This is a genomic window from Labrys sp. KB_33_2 (genome assembly GCF_052114505.1).
Taxonomy (GTDB): Bacteria; Pseudomonadota; Alphaproteobacteria; order Rhizobiales; family Labraceae; genus Labrys.
Window position 1 is genome coordinate 332,503 of the sequence record NZ_JBFREW010000005.1, and the last position, 17,949, is coordinate 350,451.

Consider the following 17,949-nt stretch of genomic DNA (forward strand, 5'->3'; position numbering starts at 1 on the left):
TTTCGCTATAGCTAACAACCACCTCAGCGTTCGGCCAAGTACCTCAGCGCTCTCTGGCAAATTTATAAGAATAATATGGACTATTTCTAAGAAATCGCTGCGTTGCCAACGATGTTTATTTGTTATGATATTTTCCTATTGGGGAGGCCGAGCCGATGTATCAGCACAAGGGAACGACCTTACCCGGATTTGAAACCGCCTCACCGGCAAATCCCGCATCGATCCGCGTGAAGGCCTGTGCCCGGCTTCATCTCGGTTTTCTCGATCTGAACGGGGGCCTCGGCCGCCGCTTCGGCAGTCTCGGCCTCGCGGTGAGCCGGCCTGCGGTGGATCTGATGGTGTCGGACGCCGAGCGCTTGATTGCCGAGGGCGAGGAGGCCGAGAGGGTATTGCGCTATGCCGAGGCGGCCGCACTCCATCTCAATGTGGAGCCGCGCGGCCATTTCCGGCTGCGTCACAGTATCATCCCCCATGCCGGCCTCGGCTCGGGTACGCAGATCGCCCTGGCGGTGGCGGCGGGTCTCGCCCGGTTGCGAGGGCGGCCCTTTCGGGCGCGCGATGCCGCAGAGGCACTCGACAGGGGCAATCGTTCTTCAGCCGGCCTGGCCACGTTCGAGCGGGGCGGCCTCATTCTCGACGGCGGACGCGGCGAGGACGATAGAGCGCCTCCGATTCTTACCCGCCTGCCTTTTCCCGATGCCTGGCGGGTGCTGCTGATCTTCGACACGTCCACCCATGGCCTGCATGGCGAAGCAGAGGTCAGCGCCTTCCGGCAATTGCCGCCCTTTCCAGCGGAGGCGGCCGCTCATTTGTGCCGGCTCGCCCTGATGCGCATCCTGCCGGCCGTGGCGGACCGGGATGTCGAGGCCTTTGGGGCCGGCGTGGCCGAATTGCAGCGCGTGGTGGGTGATCATTTCGCGTCGGCGCAAGGCGGCCGCTTCACCAGTCCTTCCGTCACCAAGGTGTTGACGGCTTGCGAGCAGCGCGGCGTAGCCGGCATCGGCCAGAGTTCCTGGGGCCCGACAGGCTTTGCCATCATCGGCTCCGAGGGCGAGGCCCGCAGATTGGTTGCCGCTCTCAAGGCGGACGGACTGCCACCCGGCATCCATCTGGATATCGTGCGCGGCCGTAACCAGGGTGCCCAAGTTAGGATTGAGCACACGGGGGTCAACCGAGACACCACGCTCAAGAGGAGGCTTGCGTCCTGATGGCCCGATCGATCCTGCATATGCTCTCGCCGCTCAAGCATATGAGCCCCTTCGACATCAACATGGCTGTCGATGCGGGGTTCGATGTCGTCATTCCCTACACTGGCGTGACGCTGGAGGAGATCCGGCCGCTGGTGCAGGACGCCATTTTCTCACGGGCGCCGGGCGATGGCAGCCGCACGTCGATCTTCATCGGCGGCAAGAATGGCGCCCTTGCCCTCGACATGCTCGATGCCGCGAAAAAGGCTTTCGTGCCGCCCTTTGCCCTCAACCTGTTCACAGACCCCGCAGGGTCCTTCACCACCGGTGCCGCCATGGTCGCCAAGGTCAAGGCCGTGCTCAGGGACAAGCATGGTGGCGAATTGGCCGGGCGCAAGGTCGTAATCTTCGGCGGGACCGGTGTCGTTGCCTATTGCGCCGGCGTGCTGGTCGCGCTCGAGGGTGCCCAGGCGGTGCTGGCGGGCCATGACGGTACCAAGCGCGTCGCCGATATTGCCGCCGGCATCAAGCAGCGCTTCGGCGTCGATATCGGCTATGCCGATGGCAGCACGCCCGAGGCTCGTCGGGCGGCGGTCGCAGGTGCCGAAATCGTCCTGTCCAGCGGACCCGCCGGCGTCAACATCCTTTCCGCCGCCGATCTCGATTCCGTGCCGGGGCTGCTGGTCGCGGCCGACGTCAATGCCGTCCCGCCGGCGGGGGTGGAGGGTGTTGGTGTCATGGCCAATGGCGAACCCTTCGGAAATGCAAAGGCGCTGGCGGTCGGCGCACTTGCCATCGGAAACGTCAAATACAAGACCGAACTCGGCCTTTTCAGCCGCCTCCTGGCGACTGACAAGCCGATCAGCCTGGATTTTCGCGATGCTTACAAGCTTGCCCTCGAGATCGCAGGGTGAGGGCGCCTGCGTCCTGATCGCCGCACAATCGGGCCGCGGCCTTGCCGCCGCCGCCCGTCGCGCGGGCTACAGGCCGCTGGTCGTCGACCTCTTCGGTGACAGTGACACGAGAACCTTGGCTGCCGGCTATCGCCAGGTCCGAGGCCGGTTCGGTGTGGGGGTTGCCGGAGCCGCCGTTCTCGATGCGCTGGAGGAATTGGCTCTTGCCAGCGCCGATTCGCCTTTCGGTGTCGTGCTGGGCAGTGGTTTCGAGGCGAGCCCCGCCTTGATCCAGGCCATCGACGAGCGTTTCGGCCTGATCGGTGCCAGCGCTCAAACGGTGGCACAGTTGAAGAATCCCGCGGGCTTTGCGCGCATGCTGGCAGAGCTCGGCATCGGCCATCCCCAGATCCGGCTGGAGCCCGTGGCGTCATCCGTGGGATGGCTGTCCAAGCGTCGTGGCGGCTCGGGCGGGGGGCACATCCGCAAGGCTCGCGTGAACAGGCTGGCGCCTGGGAATTATCTGCAGCGGGCGGTGGAGGGGGAGCCGGTTTCCATCGCTTTCCTCGCCGATGGCCGCCAGGCACGGACGGTCGCCCTCACGCGCCAATGGCCTTCGCCGGGCCGGGGCGCTGGCTGGCGTTATGGCGGCGCGATCGAACCGGGCGGACCGGCTGCGGTCGATCGGGAGATCGAGGTCGCGATAGGCCGGATCGTGGCCGCCACCGGGTTGCGGGGTCTCGCCAGCGCCGACCTGCTGGTGGCGCCGGACCGCTGGTGGCTCCTGGAGATCAATCCGCGGCCGGGCGCCACCCTTGACTGTCTCGATCGGCGCCCGACGCCGCTATTCGAACGTCATTGCCGCGCGAGCATGGGCGAACTGGGCGAGGCCGAGGCGCCTCCCGAGGAGGCCGCCGGCACCATGATCGTCTATGCCGACAGCACCATCGCCGAGGTGCCTGACGTTGCCTGGCCCGCTTTCGTGATGGACCGGCCGGAGCGCGGCAGTGCGATCAGGGCTGGCGCGCCGATCTGCACGGTAGCCGCCACGGGACTGGATATCGCCACCGTCCGCAACCTGCTCGACGCGCGGGCATCTGAAATTGCACGTCTCGTTCAACAAGAGAGAGTTCCCGCGTGACGATTTTCCCGCAGCTCCCGAGCGTCAATGCGCTGGCTAGACCGCTGGTCGACAATCTCGTCGCCGATGCCGCGGGCCTGCGGCTGACGGTTGGCGTGGGGCCAGGCGGGTGTCGCTTCATCGATGCCGGTGCCGATGTCCCCGGTTCCATCGAAGCCGGCCGCCGGATTGCCGAGATCTGCCTGGCGGGCCTCGGCCGGGTGACGATCGCGCCCACCGGACCGGTCGAGCGCTGGCCCTTTTCCGTCAATGTGCAGACGACCAATCCGGTATTGGCCTGCCTCGGCTGTCAATATGCCGGCTGGAGTCTGCGCGCCGGAGCCGGCAAGGAAGCCTATTTTGCCCTGGGATCGGGGCCGGGGCGTGCCGCGGCGCGGGTGGAGCCACTCTTCGTGGAACTGGGCTACAGCGACGAGGCCGACAGCGCCGTCCTGATCCTGGAAACGGCCTCGCCGCCGCCGGAGGCCGTGGTGCGCAATGTCGCGGAGGCGACGCGGCTGGCGCCCGACGCCCTGACCTTCATCTATGCGCCGACCCAGAGCCTGGCCGGGGCGACCCAGGTCGTCAGCCGGGTGCTCGAGGTCGCCCTGCACAAGGCCCACAGCCTCGGCTTTCCGCTCACCGACATCGTCGATGGGCTGGGCACGGCGCCTTTGGCGCCACCCACGCCGGATTTCGTGCGCGCCATGGGACGCACCAATGATGCCATCATCTATGGCGGGCGCGTGCATCTGTTCGTGTCCGGCCCTGCCCAGGCCGCCAAGTCCCTGGCCGAGGCGTTGCCGAGCCCAGCCTCCCGCGATCACGGCAAGCCCTTCGCCGAGATATTCAGCCGCTTCAAGGGAGATTTCTATGCCATCGACCCGCATCTGTTCAGCCCGGCGGAAGTCATCGTCACTGCGCTCGAGAATGGCGAGACCTTTCGCGGAGGTTATCTGATGCCGGATCTAGTGGACGCCTCCTTCTCGTAAGATCACCAGGCCCCCCTTCGGAACCCAACCTCGCAGGAACTCTTGGCAGGACATGTCGAATTGAACCCGGTCGAATATCCCGTCGGACGCGGATTGCGTATCGGTCTCGCCGCCGACAACGGCGAATGGCACCGCGGGCGCCTGCTTGGCGCCCTGCGCGCCTGCGGCATCGAGCCGGTGCTGTTTTCCCTGGCCGACGTGGCTGTGGTCACTGGCGGGGGCGAGCCGCTGCGCCTGCCCGGCTTCGACGGAGAACTGCCCGACGGGGTCTTGCTGCGCACCATTTCGGGCGGCACCTTCGAGGCGACCACCTTGCGGCTCGGGGTGCTGCATGCCCTGGTTGCCGCAGGGGTGGTGGTGTGGAACGACCCGCGGGCCATCGAGCGCTGCGTCGACAAGTCGATGACCAGCCTGCTGATCGCCAGGGCGGGCTTGCCGACCCCGGATACGTTCGTGGTGTCGAGCCGGGAGGCGGCAGCCGACACCGTGCGGCGCGAGGCCAGGCCGAACGTGCCGCTGGTACTCAAGCCTCTGTTCGGTTCGCAGGGTGAGGGCTTGCGCCTCATCAGTGTGCCGGAAGATCTTCCGCAGCCCGAGGAGGTGGCGCGGGTCTATTATCTGCAGCGCTTCGTACGCCGGAACGTCGAGGGGTGGCGGGATTACCGCGTCTTTGTCTGCGATGGCCGCGTGGTGGCGGCCATGGCGCGCGAGGGTGATGGCTGGATTACCAATGTCCATCAGGGCGGGCGTCCCTCGCGCTGGCAGATGCCGGAAGAAGCAGAGGACCTTGCGCTGAGAGCAGCCCAGGCGGTGGACGTGTCCTTCTGCGGCGTCGACCTCATCGAGGATGATCAGGGTCGCTTCCTGCTGCTCGAGGTCAACAGCATGCCGTCCTGGTCCGGCCTGCAGAGCATTGTCGACGTCGATATCAGCCAGGCCATCGTCCGCGCCTTCTTGAAGGCCGTCTATGCCGCCCGCCGTCCCGCCATGGTGGCGGTGTCATGAATTATCATCAGCATGGCCTCGATCTCGCCAGTGCCTATGAGGACGCCTGCCTGGCCGAACTCCAGGCCTTGAAGCCCGGCAATGTGCATGTCTTTGCCGATACCGGGGAGACCAAGGTCGCCGATTTCGAGGCGAGCGCGCGAACCTCCGCGCCGTCGATCGGGCGATCCGGCGCCGGCGTCGGGGCGCGTATCCTCGGTGCGATCCGAGCGACGCATGAGGCCATCGGCTGGAACACCAATCTCGGTATCGTGCTGCTCTGCGCGCCGCTTGCCGCAGCGGCCGAGCTGCAGGGGCCGCTGCGCACCAGCCTGGCCTCGATCCTGCGCGCTCTCGACACAAACGATGCCGCCGATGCCTTCGAGGCGATCCGCCTGGCTTCGCCCGGCGGTCTTGGAAACGCCGACCGCCACGATGTCCGCGAGCCGCCGACCGTGACTTTGCGCGAGGCGATGAATGAGGCCGCCGAACGCGACCGCATTGCCCGCGCCTATGTCACGGATTTCGAGGATGTCTTCGAGACGGGCTTGCCGGCGCTCGAGGTGGCTCATGCTGCTGGCCTCGAACGATCCTGGTGCGCCACGGCCGTTCACATGACCTTTCTGTCGCGTTTCCCCGACACCCATATCGAGCGCCGCGGGGGTCGCGACCAGGCTGAAACCGTCAGGGCGCATGCTGCCCGGATAGTCGAGGCAGGGCTGTCAGGTCCCACCTCTCTCGCAACCTTGCTGGCATTCGATGCCGAATTGAAGAAAGGAGATCTAAACCCCGGAACTTCCGCCGATTTCACCGTGGCGACATTGTTTGCCGCCGCGATCATGCGCCTTCCGGCCGCTGGCAACTGAACGGATGCTTGCTGGTAACGGAATGCGCGGTTACGCTCACAAAGCTATCTGGCCAACCGGTTCGGCGCCGTGCCGAACGCTGCAAACAAGGATAGATGGCCCGGCCGCCGTTCCCAGGGATCGGGGCCTTTGTTCTCGCAGGGAGGACTATCGAATATGGCAAAGATCAACAAGGTTTTGATCGGTGAATCCCTTGTCGGCGACGGCAATGAAGTCGCTCATATCGACCTGATCATGGGTCCTCGCGGCTCGGCCGCGGAGACGGCGTTCTGCAATGCCCTCACCAACAACAAGGATGGCTTCACCTCGCTTCTCGCGGTGATCGCCCCAAACCTGCAATGCAAGCCCAACACCTTGCTGTTCAACAAGGTGACCATCAAGGGCGCCAAGCAGGCCGTGCAGATGTTCGGCCCGGCTCAGCACGCCGTGGCGCGCGCGGTACAGGACAGCGTCGCCGACGGTACCATTCCCGCCGACGAGGCCGACGACATCTTCATCAGCGTGGGTGTCTTCATCCATTGGCTGGCGGACGACGACGCCAAGATCCAGAAATACAATTACGAAGCGACCAAGCAGGCGATCGAGCGGGCGGTTACCGGCTGGCCGAGCGCGGCGGAAGCCACCAGCAAGCGCGAAGAGGTCAAGCACCCCTTCGCCGCTTAGATAGGGGACAGCCCTGGGCAGGAGCCGCCTGCGCCCATGCCTGCAGGCCTGCTTCAGCGGCTGGCCGCCATCTTTCTCGGACGCTGAAATTTCGCCGGAGGGAACCTGTTTCCTCCGGCGAGACCTGAGTTTTTGTTTCAGAGGCGCCCGTCATGCAGGGCCGAGGCGACGAGAATGCCGGACACGCCGATCTTCGAGAGGGCGGCAAGGTCATGCCCGTCCCGAAGACCGCCTGCGGCATAAAGCCTGCAACGGGCGGGAGCTTGCCGGCGAAGCGCGGACAGCCGTTCGAGATCGGGTCCGCTACCCATACCCACGCGCCCCAGCGTCATGACGATCACCCGCTCCGGCCAGATCGACGGCGTGGCGAGGATCGCGGCCGGGCCGACATAGTCCTCGCCGCGAAAATCCAGGGACAGCACGGCATGATCGGCCAAGTCCCGCACGAGCTCGTCGTCAGTCTGGCTCTCCGAGCCGAGTACAGGAAGGCCGAGCCCCTCTGCCAGGAAGGCCTCAGCTTCGGAGCGGGTGGCAATGCCCGAGTCGACCCACAGACGCACCGCCGGAAAGGCGCTGGCGAGGCGTCGGAGACTGGCGACATCGCGCCCGCGTCCCTCGATACCGTCGAGATCGGCGACATAGAGATGGCGGGCCGGTACGGCAGCGAGCAGGCCGGCGGCGACATCGACCGGATCTGCCGTGGGGCTGAGCGGCGTAACGATCGGCTGGTAATGGGCGCGATCGCCTGCCTTGGCCCGCACCACCGATCCGTACCGGAGATCGATCACCGGCACGATCTCGACACCCGAGCTTTCCCGCCGCGCGGCATGGCTTTCGTCCTGTCGATCCGGTGCGGGCATGATGACAACTCTATCGGTGACGTGCCGTCTTTGTGGCACGATGCCGTGAACGGTGGAAGCGACAGCTATGGACTCGACGGAGCATCATGATCCCGAGATCGCCGGGGGTGATCTGGTGCTGGGCTGGGACCTCGGCGGCGTGCACGTCAAGGTCGCTGCCGTGGCACAGGGCCGGCTGCTGGCGGTGACGCAGGCACCCTACCAACTCAGGCAGGGGCTTGCAGTGCTCGACAGAGCCTTTGCTGCCTTGCCGGCCTGGTCACGGCAAGCACGTCGGCATGCCGTGACCATGACCGGCGAGCTCAGCGCATTGTTCGACGACCGCGCTACCGGCGTTGCCGCCCTGACTGACTGGGCGACCCGTCATTGCCAGGGCGAGATCGCCATCTATGGTGGACGGACGGGCTTCCTGCCGCCCCATCGCGCGGTTGCTCATGCGGTGGATGTTGCCTCGGCCAACTGGCACGCGACAGCCGCCTTCGTCGCCTCCCGCCTGCCGAATGCCCTGCTGGTCGATATCGGATCCACCACCTCCGACCTCATCCCGATCGAGGAAGGGAGTGTTGCGGGCCTTGGCTACACCGACGCCGAGAGGCTGGCGTCGGGCGAGCTGGTCTATGCCGGCGTGGTGCGTACGCCCCTGATGTCGCTCGCCGACAGACTGCCCTTCCAGGGGCAGGATGTCACGCTGGTCGCCGAGCATTTCGCCACCATTGCCGATGTCCATCGCCTGCTCGGCACCTTGCCCGAGGAGGCCGACCAGCACGACACGGCCGATGGCCGCGACAAGAGCCTCGCCTCCACGCGCACCCGGCTGGCACGCGTTGTCGGCCAGGATGCGGGCGATGCGCCCGATCATGTCTGGAGCGAGCTTGCAGCCCATTTCGCCGAGCTGCAGCTGCGCCGCCTGCACGACGCCGCCGCCCGCATCCTGTCGCGCCGAAAAGGGGAGGCGCGCCCGCCTCTGGTGGGTTGCGGGGTTGGCCGCTTCGTGGCGCAGGCGCTGGCGACCCGCATGGGCCTGGCCTATCACGATCTTGCCGATCTGGTGCCGAGCTCTGACGGATCGAAGAGCTACTGGGCCTCCTCCTGCGCGCCGGCAGTGTCGCTCGCACTGCTCGCCGCCGAACAGACTGTCATCCCCGGCGAGCGAAGCGAAGGAAGGGGATCCAGAAGCTGAAAGACTCCACGCGCGGGCCCTGGATCCCCTTCCCTCGCCACGATGTGGCTCGCCGGGGATGACAGAGCCAGTCTGGGTCCGGGGGACCGCACCTCAGCCGGACGAGCCAGCCGGTTTCAGCCCGGCCAGGATCTTTGCCTCGATCCACTGCCAGGCTTCCAGTTCGGCTTGGCCGGCCGTCTTGCTGATGGCGATGCGCAGATAATCCATCTCTGTGCGGATCTTGTCGGGGCTGAGCATATGCAGCCTCGTCGACAGGATGGCGGCTTCCAGCACGGCCGCCTGGGCCCGGTTGTAACCGCGGAAGGGTTGATGCACGGCCTGGTGGACGACGCGGCAGCGAAAGCGCGGCCTGACCTCGTCGGCAACCACCTCCTCGACTGCGAGCTCCATATGGGCGAAGGCCTCGGCCAGCCTCACGCCCTCGATCCGCTCGCAGGGGCAGGTCGTCCACTCGCGCCGGCCGGTAACGCAGCCGGCGATCACCCTGATGTCGACCGGAGCGGCGGCGGCGAGGAAAGGATGGCGCTCCAGATTGGCGATGGTCGGCGAGGGGCGGAAGGGGGCGACGACATAATGTTCGCCGTCCTCGATCAGGCCGAAGGGCACCAGATGCGCGCTGCCATCGGCATTGAGCGTGGTCACGATGGTTTCGAGAATGCGCGGCATCGTTATTTTTCCTTGCGGCCGGCCAGCGTATGACCCGGTGCCTTGAAGCCGGTGGCGTCCTCGCTCGGCCTGTCTGCGGCGCAGCCGAAGTCGAGCGGCTCGTCCTGGGCGTAACGCTTGCCGAGCCGCCAGGCGGTCTCGGCCTTGGCCAGTTCCGTGCCGAGATAGAAGGCGTGGGCCGCATCGTCGGTGACGCCGAGCTGCGGATAGAAGGCCAGGGCCTCCGTGCCGTGGGCATGGATGGCGCGGTTATAGGTGTGGATGCCGTCATCACTGACTTCGATGCGGAAATTGGCATCGCGCACGGCCTGCGCATTCTGCTGTACCTGCTCCGGGGAGCTCACCACCGGCCGCTTGTCGTGCAAGGCGAGCAGGGCCGAGCCATAGCCCTTGGGCAGGGATCCGTCGGCCTTGGCCGCGAACATCACCCGACGCGCGGCGTCGTGCTCCTGCAGCGTGCGGCGGGTGTGGGCGCTCACCTGGACCACCAACACCTGGCGGATGGCGAGCTCCGAGCAGATCCCCATCAGCAAGGCGGTCAGGCCCAGGCTGTCGGCTTCGGTCAGCTCGGTCAGATTGCCGGTCCCCATCAGGATCTCGGCTTGCGGCTTCAGGCGTCGGAACTCGACATAGCGCGCAAGGGAAGCCGCAAAGCCGAAATGGATGGGATCGAGCACGGGATCGGCGATATAGGGCCGGCCGGCCTGCTCCATGCGATCGACCGCCCGCAGCAGCGAGGCGAGATCGCTGGGCTCCACCGGCACCAGCACCGGGATCGCCTGCGTCCCCAAAGCGAGATCGAGCGTGTGCTCGTTGAGGCTCAGCAGGAAATCGGCGCCGGCCTCGGCGCCGCGCCTGAGTTCGGTGGGCGAAGCGCTGTCGACGCTGACCCTGAAACCATACTGCTTGAGCAATCTTATGCTGTCTTCGAGATGCGGGAAGGGCGTATCTGGAAGCGCGCCGAGATCGATGACGTCGGCGCCCTTGGCCGCCATGGCGCGCGCGCGTTCCAGCAATTGCCCGGGCGAAAGCTGCGAGGCCTCGACGATCTCGGAAAAGATGGTGACGTCGTGGTGCGAAAGATCGGGCGGATGGCCGCCCCTGCCGAGAAAAGCCGGCAGGTCGGCGATCTCGTCGGGGCCGCGGTCCACGGGAAGCCCGAAATGGGCGGAGAGGGCCGCAAGATCGGCCCGGCAGCGGCCGGGCAGCAGCACGCGGGTGATGCCCTCGGGCAGGGTGATGCGCCGGCGGATGATCTCCTCCGTCATCAGGGCGGCGACCTTGACTCCGGCATCGAGGATCGTCCAGTCGAAGGAAGCCGGACCCAGTGCGGTCAGCGTGCGCTCGAGCCTGACACGGCTGAGATGGCCGGTGATCAGGGCGAGGTGTTCACGCATTTCAGCCTTTCCAGCACAGCCTGGCGCAGGCTCTCATAGGTTTCGACCACCGTCGTCGCCTCGAACTCCTTGAGCCTTTCGACATTGTCGAGGTCGATGCGCCTTGGATAGACCTTGACCATGCCGGAGGGAGCCTGCGTCTCCATTTCAGGTGCGGTGTCGCAGGCAAACACGATCGAGGGAATGCGGCATTTGCCGGCCTGCGCATAGACATTGGTGGCGAGTGTATCGGAAATGCCGAAAACACATTTGGCCACGGTGTTCGAGGTCGCCGGCGCCACCACCAGCGTATGGTAATCGCCATGGTAGAAGGCGCCGACCGGGGCGGCGCTCGCCGTGGTGTCCTTGATCAGCCGCGTGCCCTTGGGCAGCGCGTCGAACTGCTTGCGATACATGCGGATCACCTCGGCCGCGGCCCGGGTGACGAAGAGATCGCAGTCACCCACCTCGCGGATCAGTTCCAGGCATTCGGTGAAGTAATGGCCGGAACCGGTGAGGGCCCAGGCAAGGCGTGGCTGCGGTGAACGCCGGCTCATGAGGCCTCGCAGGGAATGGAGAACAGCGCAGCAAGCCTGTCGTCGCTGGAAGGACCAGCCACCATGATGGAGCCGGCAAACCGGGCCGCGTAGCGGGGAAAATGGGCGTCGACGACATCGGCCGCAGCCAGGGCGGCGGGTGTCGAATCGGCTGGCGCGTCGATGGACTTGAGCAGGACGAGCCTGTCGGCGCCCAGTTCGGCAGCCAGCCAGGCAGCCAGGCTGTCCGACGTCACCTCCCAGCTCTCGGTGATGTCCGGATGCCCCGCGCGCAGCTCGGCAGGATGCCAGATCGGGAGCTTGCCCTGCCGGAGGGCGGCGGTGACTCCGGCCCTGTCCCCGACCGCTGTCAGGCGCGGATGCCGGGTTGCCAATATCTCGGCCAAATGTGTCATGGCGTCGAGCGCGAGGCGATGAGCGAGGACGTCGTCGAAGGGCATGGCGGCCTGCACCTGGCGCACCGCATCGGCAAAGGGGCCACCGCCGGCAACCAGCACGAGCGGTGCCTTCGTTTCGCCGGCGAGTTGTTCGAGCAGTCGGTCGAGGCGGGCCGATCCGCACAGGCTGCCACCGATCTTGACCACGGTCAGGCTCATGCGGCCTGCTCGCCATGCCGAATAGCCTGAAGGCGACTGGCGGCGCGGCCGATGGCCAGAGGATCGAGCTGGCCTCGGCGATCGCCCGCCAGGCAGAGCCCGCCGCGAAAGCCGAGATAGTCGGGGCCGAGGGCGGCGAGCGGCTCGACGTCCTCGACGCGCAGGGAGCCGGCAAGCCCGCACATCAGGCCGAGCCGGTGACAGCCCGCCACGAAGGAGGCGATCTGGTCCGCCGTCAGCAGGTCGGGCAGGCGGATGCCTTTCTTCTGCCGCGTATCCAGCATGACTCCGGCGAAACCGGCTTCATGGAGAGATGCCGTCAGTGACAGGGGTGGATCTTCGTCGGCGAACAGCACCGCGATGAAGCGCCCCCGTCCGCCAAGCAGCCGACCGAGCTCGGCGACGGCAGGGGGGCAAGCCGTTGCTCTGCCCAGGCCCAGCTTGATGAAGCTGACCCCGGTTGCCGCGATCGCGAGGGCGCTGTCGGCAAGTTGCCCGATATCCTCGTCATCCCCGGCGACGGCACTGGTGACGGCATCGGCCGGCAGGCAGGCGCAGATAGCGCGGATGGTCTCAAGAGGAAGGGCGCCCAACGCACCGGCCTCAGGATCCTTGGCGTCGATGAAATCGGCGCCTTGCGAATGGGCCAATCGGGCCTCGGCGCTGTCGACGACGCTGACGAGCAAACGGCTCACGATGCGCAACCTTCCCTTTTGTCCTCTACAATGCCCCTATGGGCGTTCGGCGGCAACCGTGCGAAATTTATCGCGGCCGCCGTGCCTCCTCCTGCAACTGGCCCAGAACGAAATCCGTGGCGTGCTGCCAGGCCTCGTTCGTATCGCCTCGGAAGCTGATCTGCCGGAAGAAGATACGCTTGCCGTCCTTGGCATCGAAAACACCGACCCAGATCGCCGAGATCAGGGTGCTGGTCTTGTGCACGGCGCCGGTCAGGATGAGATCCGCACCGGCCTTGCGCGCTTCGTTCAGCAGGCAATCCTGATCGTTGCCGGTACAGGCGATGATTCCTGGCGTTGCCGCAACGATACGATAAAAACCACCTGCCTGCAGGCGGCCGGTCAGATGGTCCGACATTGCCTTCAGCCGGTCTGCGTGGGCTGTCTTCTGGTCGGATGCCTCGCCGGAGGTGTCGAGATAGCCGAAGGGCAGAGTGAGCAGAGCCTTGTCGGCCCCGCCGGCCCGACCCTGCGAAGGGAAGACGGCAGCCGTTGCCAGCAGGACAAGTATTGCCATGCCTGTCTGCCGCAGCTGGCCGCGACGCCTTCCGATCCAATACTTCAGGCTGCGCTGGTGCGTTCCTACAATCAGGGACATCCAATCAAGCACAGTGGTCCCTTCACAAATAAGAATATTCTATGAAAGCATATCATTTCACGTTGCGGTGAAAATTGCCATGAACATGAAAGCCAGTACAGACTGTATTCAGCTTATAATTTCCTTAGGTATATTAAGTTGACGTTCTTCAATTGCAGTGCGTAAGCTTTCCGATGTTCAGGCACGCAGAGGCCTGCGCGTTCGGGAGCGAAATGTGTTACCGGCTGCGAGATCAAAAAGCCTGTCCGGCCTGATGGCGGCGCTGCTGCTTGCCTTTGTGTCTGTGCTGGGTTGCGACACGGCAAGGGCCGCCGAACCGCTCGAAATCCATATCGGCGTCATCACCCACAAGGCGCCGCCGCCCGCTCTCTACGAACTCGATCCCACGCCGGAAGACGAGGCTGCTGCCGGCGCCGGGCTCGCCATCGACGACAACAACACCACGGGCCGCTTTTCCGGCCAGCGCTACGTGCTGGACCAGGCCGTGCTCGACAAGGGCCAGTCGCCGGTGGAGGCAGCCGTGAAGCTGGCCGACGGGGGAGCCAAATATCTCGTCGTCGCTCTTCCGGCGGACGAACTGCTGGCAGTTGCCGATGCCCTCAAGGGGCGTCCGGTCCTGGTGTTCAATGCCGCTGCGCAGGACGATCGGCTGCGTGGCGCCGATTGCCGCGCCAATGTGTTCCACGTCCCGCCGAGCCGGGCCATGGTGACGGACGCACTGGTGCAGTATCTGGCGACCAAGCGCTGGATGAAGCTTTTCCTTACCTATGGGCCAACAGAGGCCGACAAGCTCTATGCCGACGCCCTCAGGCAATCGGCCAAGAAATTCGGCCTTACCCTCGCCGCCGAGAAAGCCTGGACGTTCGGCCCGCTCGCACGCGCCCGCAGCGACAGCATCACCCAATCGGACGCCCTGGTGTTCAGCCGCGGCACGGATTACGACATCATGGTGGTGGCCGATGAGGAGGCCGATTTCGGCGATTATCTGGCCTATCGCACCTGGGACCCCAAGGTCATTGCCGGCACGCAAGGGCTGATCGCCGCGTCCTGGCACCGCGCCCAGGATGCCTGGGGCTCTGCGCAATTGCAGAGCCGCTTCTTCAAGCGCGCCAAACGGACCATGCGGCCGATCGACTATCAAGCCTGGGTGGCGGTGCGCGCCGTCGGGGAAGCGGCCACACGCACCAAATCCGCGGATCCAGCCACGATCTCTACCTTCCTCGTCGATCCGAAATTCCAGCTGGCTGCCTTTAAGGGCGTGCCGGTGAATTTTCGAGGCTGGGACCATCAGCTGCGCCAGCCGGTGCTGATCGCCCAGCCCATGGCGATCGTCTCGGTCTCGCCGCAACCCGGCTATCTGCACCAGCGCAGCGTGCTTGACACGCTTGGCGTCGATCAGCCCGAGAGCCAGTGCCATTTGCCATGAACACCGATTGCCACGAATGCTTGGCGGGAGCCCGCCTAAAGAGGAGCCGGACCATGCCGTATATCGTCAAGGCCGTTTTGCTGGGGCTTGCGACGACCCTTCTGGCCGGGACGGCGCAGGCCTATACGGTCTATGTCTCCAACGAGAAGGGCAATTCGATCACCGTGATCGATTCCGAGACCCAGACCGTGAAGCAGACCGTGCCGACCGGCCGGCGCCCACGGGGCATCACCATCTCCAATGACGGCAAGTCCCTCTATCTGTGCGCCAGCGACGATGACGGCGTCGAGGTGATCGACACGGCGACGATGAAGGTGGCCCGCACCTTGCAATCCGGCCCCGATCCCGAACTCTTCATCCTGCATCCTTCGGGCAATCCCCTTTATATCGCCAATGAGGACGATGCACTGGTGACGGTGGTGGACGTGCAGCAGAACAAGGTGCTCGCCACCGTGCCCGTCGGCGTGGAGCCGGAGGGCATGGGCATCAGCCCCGATGGCAAGATGCTGGTGAATACCTCCGAGACCACCAACATGGCCCATTTCATCGACACCTCGAGCTTCCAAGTTATTGACAGCGTGCTGGTGGATTCGCGCCCCCGTTTTGCCGAGTTCAACAAGGACAATTCCAAGGTCTGGGTCAGCGCCGAGGTCGGCGGCACGGTCACCGTGATCGAGCCGGCGACACGCAAGATCCTCAAGAGGATCGAGTTCCAGGTCCCCGGTGTCACCGCCGAGACGATCCAGCCAGTCGGCGTCCGCGTCACCAAGGACGGCAAGACCGCCTTCGTGGCGCTCGGGCCGGCCAACCGCGTTGCGGTGATCAATGGCGAGACGCTCGAGGTTGAAAAATATCTGCTGGTCGGCCAGCGCGTCTGGCAGCTCGCCTTCACGCCGGACGAAAAATACCTCTACGCTACCAACGGCAATTCCAACGACGTGTCGGTGATCGACGTCGCAAGCCAGAAGGTGATCAAGACCATTCCGGTCGGTGAAGCGCCATGGGGTGTGGTGGTCTCGCCGAACTGATGCCACGCCACGATTCAATCAGCCAGATGAAGCAATTGGAAGATCTTGGGAGGAAGACCATGCGTATCGCGACTCTCGTCGGTACCCTGACGGTACTGGGCCTTGCCTGCAGCCCGGCCCTTGCGGAAAAGAACTCCAATCGTGTCGAGGGCAAGGGCACGCCGGCCAAGGCCTGGGCCCTGATCGGCGATTTCTGTGGCATCAAGACCTGGCATCCGGCCATTGCTTCCTGCGAGCTTTCGGAAAAAGACGGCGCCAAGATCCGCACGCTCACCACCAAGGACGGCGCCAAATTCGTCGAAAAGCTGGTCAAATGGGACGACAAGGACACGTCCTATACCTATGCCATTCTCGAAAGTCCCCTGCCGATCGAGAATTACGTCTCCACGCTGAAGGTGGAAGAGGACGACGAGCCCGGCAAGATCGCCATCACCTGGTCGTCCACCTTCGATCCCAAGGGCGTGACGGGACAGGCCGCCCGCAAGGCGGTCGCGGATATCTATCTGGCCGGCCTGCTCGAGCTCAAGGCAAAGCTCAAAGGCAAGTGATGGCTGCAGCGGTTGCCCGGCCTTGGTGTATCCTGTCGCCCTTTCGGCGCGACGGGGATCGACCATGATGGTTCATTCGGACAAGCCGGCGCTCTCGGTCTCGGCCGTCGGCCATCATTTCGGCAAACGCGAAGCACTGGTCGATGTCTCGCTCGAGGTGCTGGCAGGGCGCTTCGTTGCCTTGCTGGGACCGAACGGTGCCGGCAAGACGACCTTGTTCTCGATCGTGACGCGGCTCTATCAGAACCGCTCCGGCAGCGTCGAGGTCTATGGACAGGATCTGCGCCTCAAGCCGTCGCGGGCCCTGGCCGAACTCGGCGTCGTCTTCCAGGCCCGCACGCTCGATTCCGATCTGACGGTGCGCCAGAACCTTGCCTATCACGCGGCCTTGCACGGCCTCGGCGGGCGGGCGATGCGCGAGCACATCCTGGCGCTTCTGCAGCGCGTCGGCTTGGCCGAGCGGGCCGACGAGAAGGTGCGTACGCTTTCCGGCGGCCAGGCCCGTCGGGTGGAGATCGCCCGCGCTCTGGTGCACAGGCCGCGCCTCCTGCTCCTGGACGAGCCGACCGTCGGCCTCGATCTCCAGGCCCGGGCCGACATCGTCGCCACCGTGCGGCGCCTGGTGGTCGAGGACGGCATCGCAGTGCTGTGGGCCACCCACATCTTCGAGGAGATCGCCGAGAATGACGACGTCTATGTGCTGCATCAGGGACGGATCGTCGCCGAGGGCAAGGCGGCCGTGCTCGCGGCCCGCAGCGGCGCCAGCCTGGCGGAGACTTTCCGCCGCCTGACGGACAAGGAAGCAGCCTGATGTCGGATGCGGCACTCTCCTCGCGGTTGAATTTTTCGGGCTATCTCGTCTGCCTCGGCGGCATAGCGCATCGGGAGATGCTGCGCTTCGTCAACCAGAAGGAACGTTTCCTCTCGGCGCTGGTACGCCCGCTGATCTGGCTCTTCATCTTCGCAGCCGGCTTTCGCAGCGTGCTCGGCGTCTCGATCCAGCCGCCCTACGAGACCTATGTGCTCTACGAGACTTATGTCGTGCCCGGGCTGGCGGTGATGATCCAGCTCTTCTACGGCATGCAGTCCTCGCTTTCGATGGTCTATGACCGCGAAGTCGGCTCGATGCGGGTGCTGCTCACCAGCCCGTTCCCGCGCTGGTCGCTGCTGGCCGCCAAGCTCATGGCCAGCGTGCTGGTGTCGGTGCTGCAGGTCTATGTCTTCCTGGCGATCGCGGCCTGGTGGGATGTCGATGCGCCGGTGCAGGGCTATGTCCTGGCCTTGCCGGCTCTGATCCTGACCGGCCTGATGCTCGGTTCGATCGGCCTCTTCCTGTCTTCGCTGATCCGCCAGCTCGAGAATTTCGCCAGCGTGATGAATTTCGTGATCTTCCCGATGTTCTTTGCTTCCTCGGCACTGTACCCCCTGTGGCGCATCCGCGAGGCGAGCGAGGGGCTCTATCTGACCTGCCTTGCCAATCCGTTCACCCATGGGGTCGAGCTGGTGCGCTTTGCCCTTTATGGCCGGCTCGAGCCGGTCGCGCTGGCGGTGGTTACAGGCACCACGGTCGCGTTCTTTGCCGCTGCGCTCATCGCCTATGACCCGGCCCGTGGCCTGATGGTGCGCCGCGGCGGCCCCAAAGGAGAAGCATCATGAGATCTGGCAGGCCCCC

Annotated in this window: 20 protein-coding genes; 13 read left to right on the forward strand and 7 right to left on the reverse strand. The window is 65.3% G+C overall.

Annotated elements, in window-relative coordinates; genetic code table 11:
* Window positions 1–155 precede the first annotated feature (155 nt).
* The 7 genes from AB4037_RS11915 (at window position 156) to fae (ending at window position 6,705) form a co-directional block, all read left to right on the forward strand.
* Complete coding sequence (locus AB4037_RS11915; RefSeq protein WP_434960043.1) at window positions 156–1,208, forward strand: beta-ribofuranosylaminobenzene 5'-phosphate synthase family protein; 1,053 nt, start codon at window positions 156–158, stop codon at window positions 1,206–1,208.
* Window positions 1,208–2,101, forward strand: a complete 894-nt coding sequence (locus tag AB4037_RS11920; RefSeq protein WP_441771652.1) for an NAD(P)-dependent methylenetetrahydromethanopterin dehydrogenase — start codon at window positions 1,208–1,210, stop codon at window positions 2,099–2,101. Before AB4037_RS11915 ends, AB4037_RS11920 begins: the two co-directional genes overlap by 1 nt.
* A complete protein-coding gene (locus AB4037_RS11925) occupies window positions 2,067–3,221 on the forward strand; it encodes an ATP-grasp domain-containing protein (RefSeq protein ID WP_441771653.1) in 1,155 nt (384 codons plus the stop codon). The genes AB4037_RS11920 and AB4037_RS11925 overlap by 35 nt, the downstream gene beginning before the upstream one ends.
* Window positions 3,218–4,192 carry a methenyltetrahydromethanopterin cyclohydrolase gene (gene mch, locus AB4037_RS11930; RefSeq protein ID WP_434960046.1) on the forward strand — a complete coding sequence of 325 codons (975 nt, stop codon included), beginning with the start codon at window positions 3,218–3,220 and terminating at the stop codon, window positions 4,190–4,192. Before AB4037_RS11925 ends, mch begins: the two co-directional genes overlap by 4 nt.
* A gap of 93 nt (window positions 4,193–4,285) precedes the next feature.
* Window positions 4,286–5,197: an ATP-grasp domain-containing protein gene (locus AB4037_RS11935; protein ID WP_434961315.1), complete on the forward strand. Its 912-nt coding sequence runs from the start codon at window positions 4,286–4,288 to the stop codon at window positions 5,195–5,197.
* Window positions 5,194–6,042: a triphosphoribosyl-dephospho-CoA synthase gene (locus tag AB4037_RS11940; protein WP_441771654.1), complete on the forward strand. Its 849-nt coding sequence runs from the start codon at window positions 5,194–5,196 to the stop codon at window positions 6,040–6,042. Before AB4037_RS11935 ends, AB4037_RS11940 begins: the two co-directional genes overlap by 4 nt.
* A 156-nt stretch (window positions 6,043–6,198) precedes the next feature.
* Window positions 6,199–6,705: a formaldehyde-activating enzyme gene (gene fae, locus AB4037_RS11945; RefSeq protein ID WP_441771655.1), complete on the forward strand. Its 507-nt coding sequence runs from the start codon at window positions 6,199–6,201 to the stop codon at window positions 6,703–6,705.
* 137 nt (window positions 6,706–6,842) lie between these two features.
* Here fae and AB4037_RS11950 read toward each other — a convergent pair whose 3' ends face one another.
* Complete coding sequence (locus tag AB4037_RS11950) at window positions 6,843–7,565, reverse strand: HisA/HisF-related TIM barrel protein (protein ID WP_441771656.1); 723 nt, start codon at window positions 7,563–7,565, stop codon at window positions 6,843–6,845.
* 67 nt (window positions 7,566–7,632) lie between these two features.
* Between AB4037_RS11950 and AB4037_RS11955 the strand changes: the two genes are divergently transcribed.
* Entirely contained in the window at window positions 7,633–8,745 is a 1,113-nt protein-coding gene (locus AB4037_RS11955) for a hydantoinase/oxoprolinase family protein (RefSeq protein WP_441771657.1), read from the forward strand.
* Between the two features lie 93 nt (window positions 8,746–8,838).
* Here the strand turns inward: AB4037_RS11955 and AB4037_RS11960 are convergent, their stop codons facing one another.
* From AB4037_RS11960 to AB4037_RS11985, 6 genes are all read right to left on the reverse strand, one after another.
* Window positions 8,839–9,414, reverse strand: coding sequence for a DUF447 domain-containing protein (locus AB4037_RS11960; RefSeq protein ID WP_441771658.1), 576 nt, complete (start codon window positions 9,412–9,414; stop codon window positions 8,839–8,841).
* A 2-nt stretch (window positions 9,415–9,416) separates the two neighbouring features.
* On the reverse strand, window positions 9,417–10,811 hold the full coding sequence (locus AB4037_RS11965; RefSeq protein ID WP_441771659.1) for a DUF6513 domain-containing protein: 1,395 nt from the start codon (window positions 10,809–10,811) through the stop codon (window positions 9,417–9,419).
* A complete protein-coding gene (locus AB4037_RS11970; protein ID WP_441771660.1) occupies window positions 10,790–11,347 on the reverse strand; it encodes a flavoprotein in 558 nt (185 codons plus the stop codon). Before AB4037_RS11970 ends, AB4037_RS11965 begins: the two co-directional genes overlap by 22 nt.
* Entirely contained in the window at window positions 11,344–11,943 is a 600-nt protein-coding gene (locus AB4037_RS11975; protein WP_441771661.1) for an amino acid kinase family protein, read from the reverse strand. Before AB4037_RS11975 ends, AB4037_RS11970 begins: the two co-directional genes overlap by 4 nt.
* The gene (locus AB4037_RS11980; RefSeq protein ID WP_441771662.1) at window positions 11,940–12,638 is read right to left on the reverse strand and encodes a (5-formylfuran-3-yl)methyl phosphate synthase; all 699 of its coding nucleotides are present in this window, start codon (window positions 12,636–12,638) and stop codon (window positions 11,940–11,942) included. Before AB4037_RS11980 ends, AB4037_RS11975 begins: the two co-directional genes overlap by 4 nt.
* A 67-nt stretch (window positions 12,639–12,705) precedes the next feature.
* On the reverse strand, window positions 12,706–13,194 hold the full coding sequence (locus AB4037_RS11985) for a DUF2380 domain-containing protein (RefSeq protein ID WP_441771663.1): 489 nt from the start codon (window positions 13,192–13,194) through the stop codon (window positions 12,706–12,708).
* Between the two features lie 295 nt (window positions 13,195–13,489).
* On the opposite strand from AB4037_RS11985, the gene AB4037_RS11990 reads away from it, so the two are divergent.
* The 5 genes from AB4037_RS11990 to AB4037_RS12010 all read left to right on the forward strand — a co-directional run bounded on the left by AB4037_RS11990 (window position 13,490) and on the right by AB4037_RS12010 (window position 17,933).
* Window positions 13,490–14,701 carry an ABC transporter substrate-binding protein gene (locus AB4037_RS11990; RefSeq protein ID WP_441771664.1) on the forward strand — a complete coding sequence of 404 codons (1,212 nt, stop codon included), beginning with the start codon at window positions 13,490–13,492 and terminating at the stop codon, window positions 14,699–14,701.
* Window positions 14,702–14,754: 53 nt separating this feature from the next.
* Entirely contained in the window at window positions 14,755–15,729 is a 975-nt protein-coding gene (locus tag AB4037_RS11995) for a YVTN family beta-propeller repeat protein (protein WP_434960058.1), read from the forward strand.
* Between the two features lie 59 nt (window positions 15,730–15,788).
* The gene (locus tag AB4037_RS12000) at window positions 15,789–16,277 is read left to right on the forward strand and encodes an SRPBCC family protein (RefSeq protein ID WP_434960059.1); all 489 of its coding nucleotides are present in this window, start codon (window positions 15,789–15,791) and stop codon (window positions 16,275–16,277) included.
* Window positions 16,278–16,344: 67 nt separating this feature from the next.
* Complete coding sequence (locus AB4037_RS12005) at window positions 16,345–17,088, forward strand: ABC transporter ATP-binding protein (RefSeq protein ID WP_441771702.1); 744 nt, start codon at window positions 16,345–16,347, stop codon at window positions 17,086–17,088.
* Entirely contained in the window at window positions 17,088–17,933 is an 846-nt protein-coding gene (locus tag AB4037_RS12010; RefSeq protein WP_434960060.1) for an ABC transporter permease, read from the forward strand. The genes AB4037_RS12005 and AB4037_RS12010 overlap by 1 nt, the downstream gene beginning before the upstream one ends.
* Window positions 17,934–17,949 lie beyond the last annotated feature (16 nt).

Excerpts from the sequence above, each read along its gene's own strand:
- fae (WP_441771655.1), top strand. The coding sequence starts at position 6,199 with ATGGCAAAGATCAACAAGGTTTTGATCGGTGAATCCCTTGTCGGCGAC.
- AB4037_RS11965 (WP_441771659.1), bottom strand. The coding sequence starts at position 10,811 with ATGCGTGAACACCTCGCCCTGATCACCGGCCATCTCAGCCGTGTCAGG.
- AB4037_RS11920 (WP_441771652.1), top strand. The coding sequence starts at position 1,208 with ATGGCCCGATCGATCCTGCATATGCTCTCGCCGCTCAAGCATATGAGC.
- AB4037_RS11940 (WP_441771654.1), top strand. The coding sequence starts at position 5,194 with ATGAATTATCATCAGCATGGCCTCGATCTCGCCAGTGCCTATGAGGAC.
- AB4037_RS11925 (WP_441771653.1), top strand. The coding sequence starts at position 2,067 with ATGCTTACAAGCTTGCCCTCGAGATCGCAGGGTGAGGGCGCCTGCGTC.
- AB4037_RS11955 (WP_441771657.1), top strand. The coding sequence starts at position 7,633 with ATGGACTCGACGGAGCATCATGATCCCGAGATCGCCGGGGGTGATCTG.
- AB4037_RS11915 (WP_434960043.1), top strand. The coding sequence starts at position 156 with ATGTATCAGCACAAGGGAACGACCTTACCCGGATTTGAAACCGCCTCA.
- AB4037_RS11985 (WP_441771663.1), bottom strand. The coding sequence starts at position 13,194 with ATGGCAATACTTGTCCTGCTGGCAACGGCTGCCGTCTTCCCTTCGCAG.
- AB4037_RS12010 (WP_434960060.1), top strand. The coding sequence starts at position 17,088 with ATGTCGGATGCGGCACTCTCCTCGCGGTTGAATTTTTCGGGCTATCTC.
- AB4037_RS11950 (WP_441771656.1), bottom strand. The coding sequence starts at position 7,565 with ATGCCCGCACCGGATCGACAGGACGAAAGCCATGCCGCGCGGCGGGAA.
- AB4037_RS12005 (WP_441771702.1), top strand. The coding sequence starts at position 16,345 with ATGGTTCATTCGGACAAGCCGGCGCTCTCGGTCTCGGCCGTCGGCCAT.
- AB4037_RS12000 (WP_434960059.1), top strand. The coding sequence starts at position 15,789 with ATGCGTATCGCGACTCTCGTCGGTACCCTGACGGTACTGGGCCTTGCC.
- AB4037_RS11975 (WP_441771661.1), bottom strand. The coding sequence starts at position 11,943 with ATGAGCCTGACCGTGGTCAAGATCGGTGGCAGCCTGTGCGGATCGGCC.
- AB4037_RS11960 (WP_441771658.1), bottom strand. The coding sequence starts at position 9,414 with ATGCCGCGCATTCTCGAAACCATCGTGACCACGCTCAATGCCGATGGC.
- AB4037_RS11970 (WP_441771660.1), bottom strand. The coding sequence starts at position 11,347 with ATGAGCCGGCGTTCACCGCAGCCACGCCTTGCCTGGGCCCTCACCGGT.
- AB4037_RS11995 (WP_434960058.1), top strand. The coding sequence starts at position 14,755 with ATGCCGTATATCGTCAAGGCCGTTTTGCTGGGGCTTGCGACGACCCTT.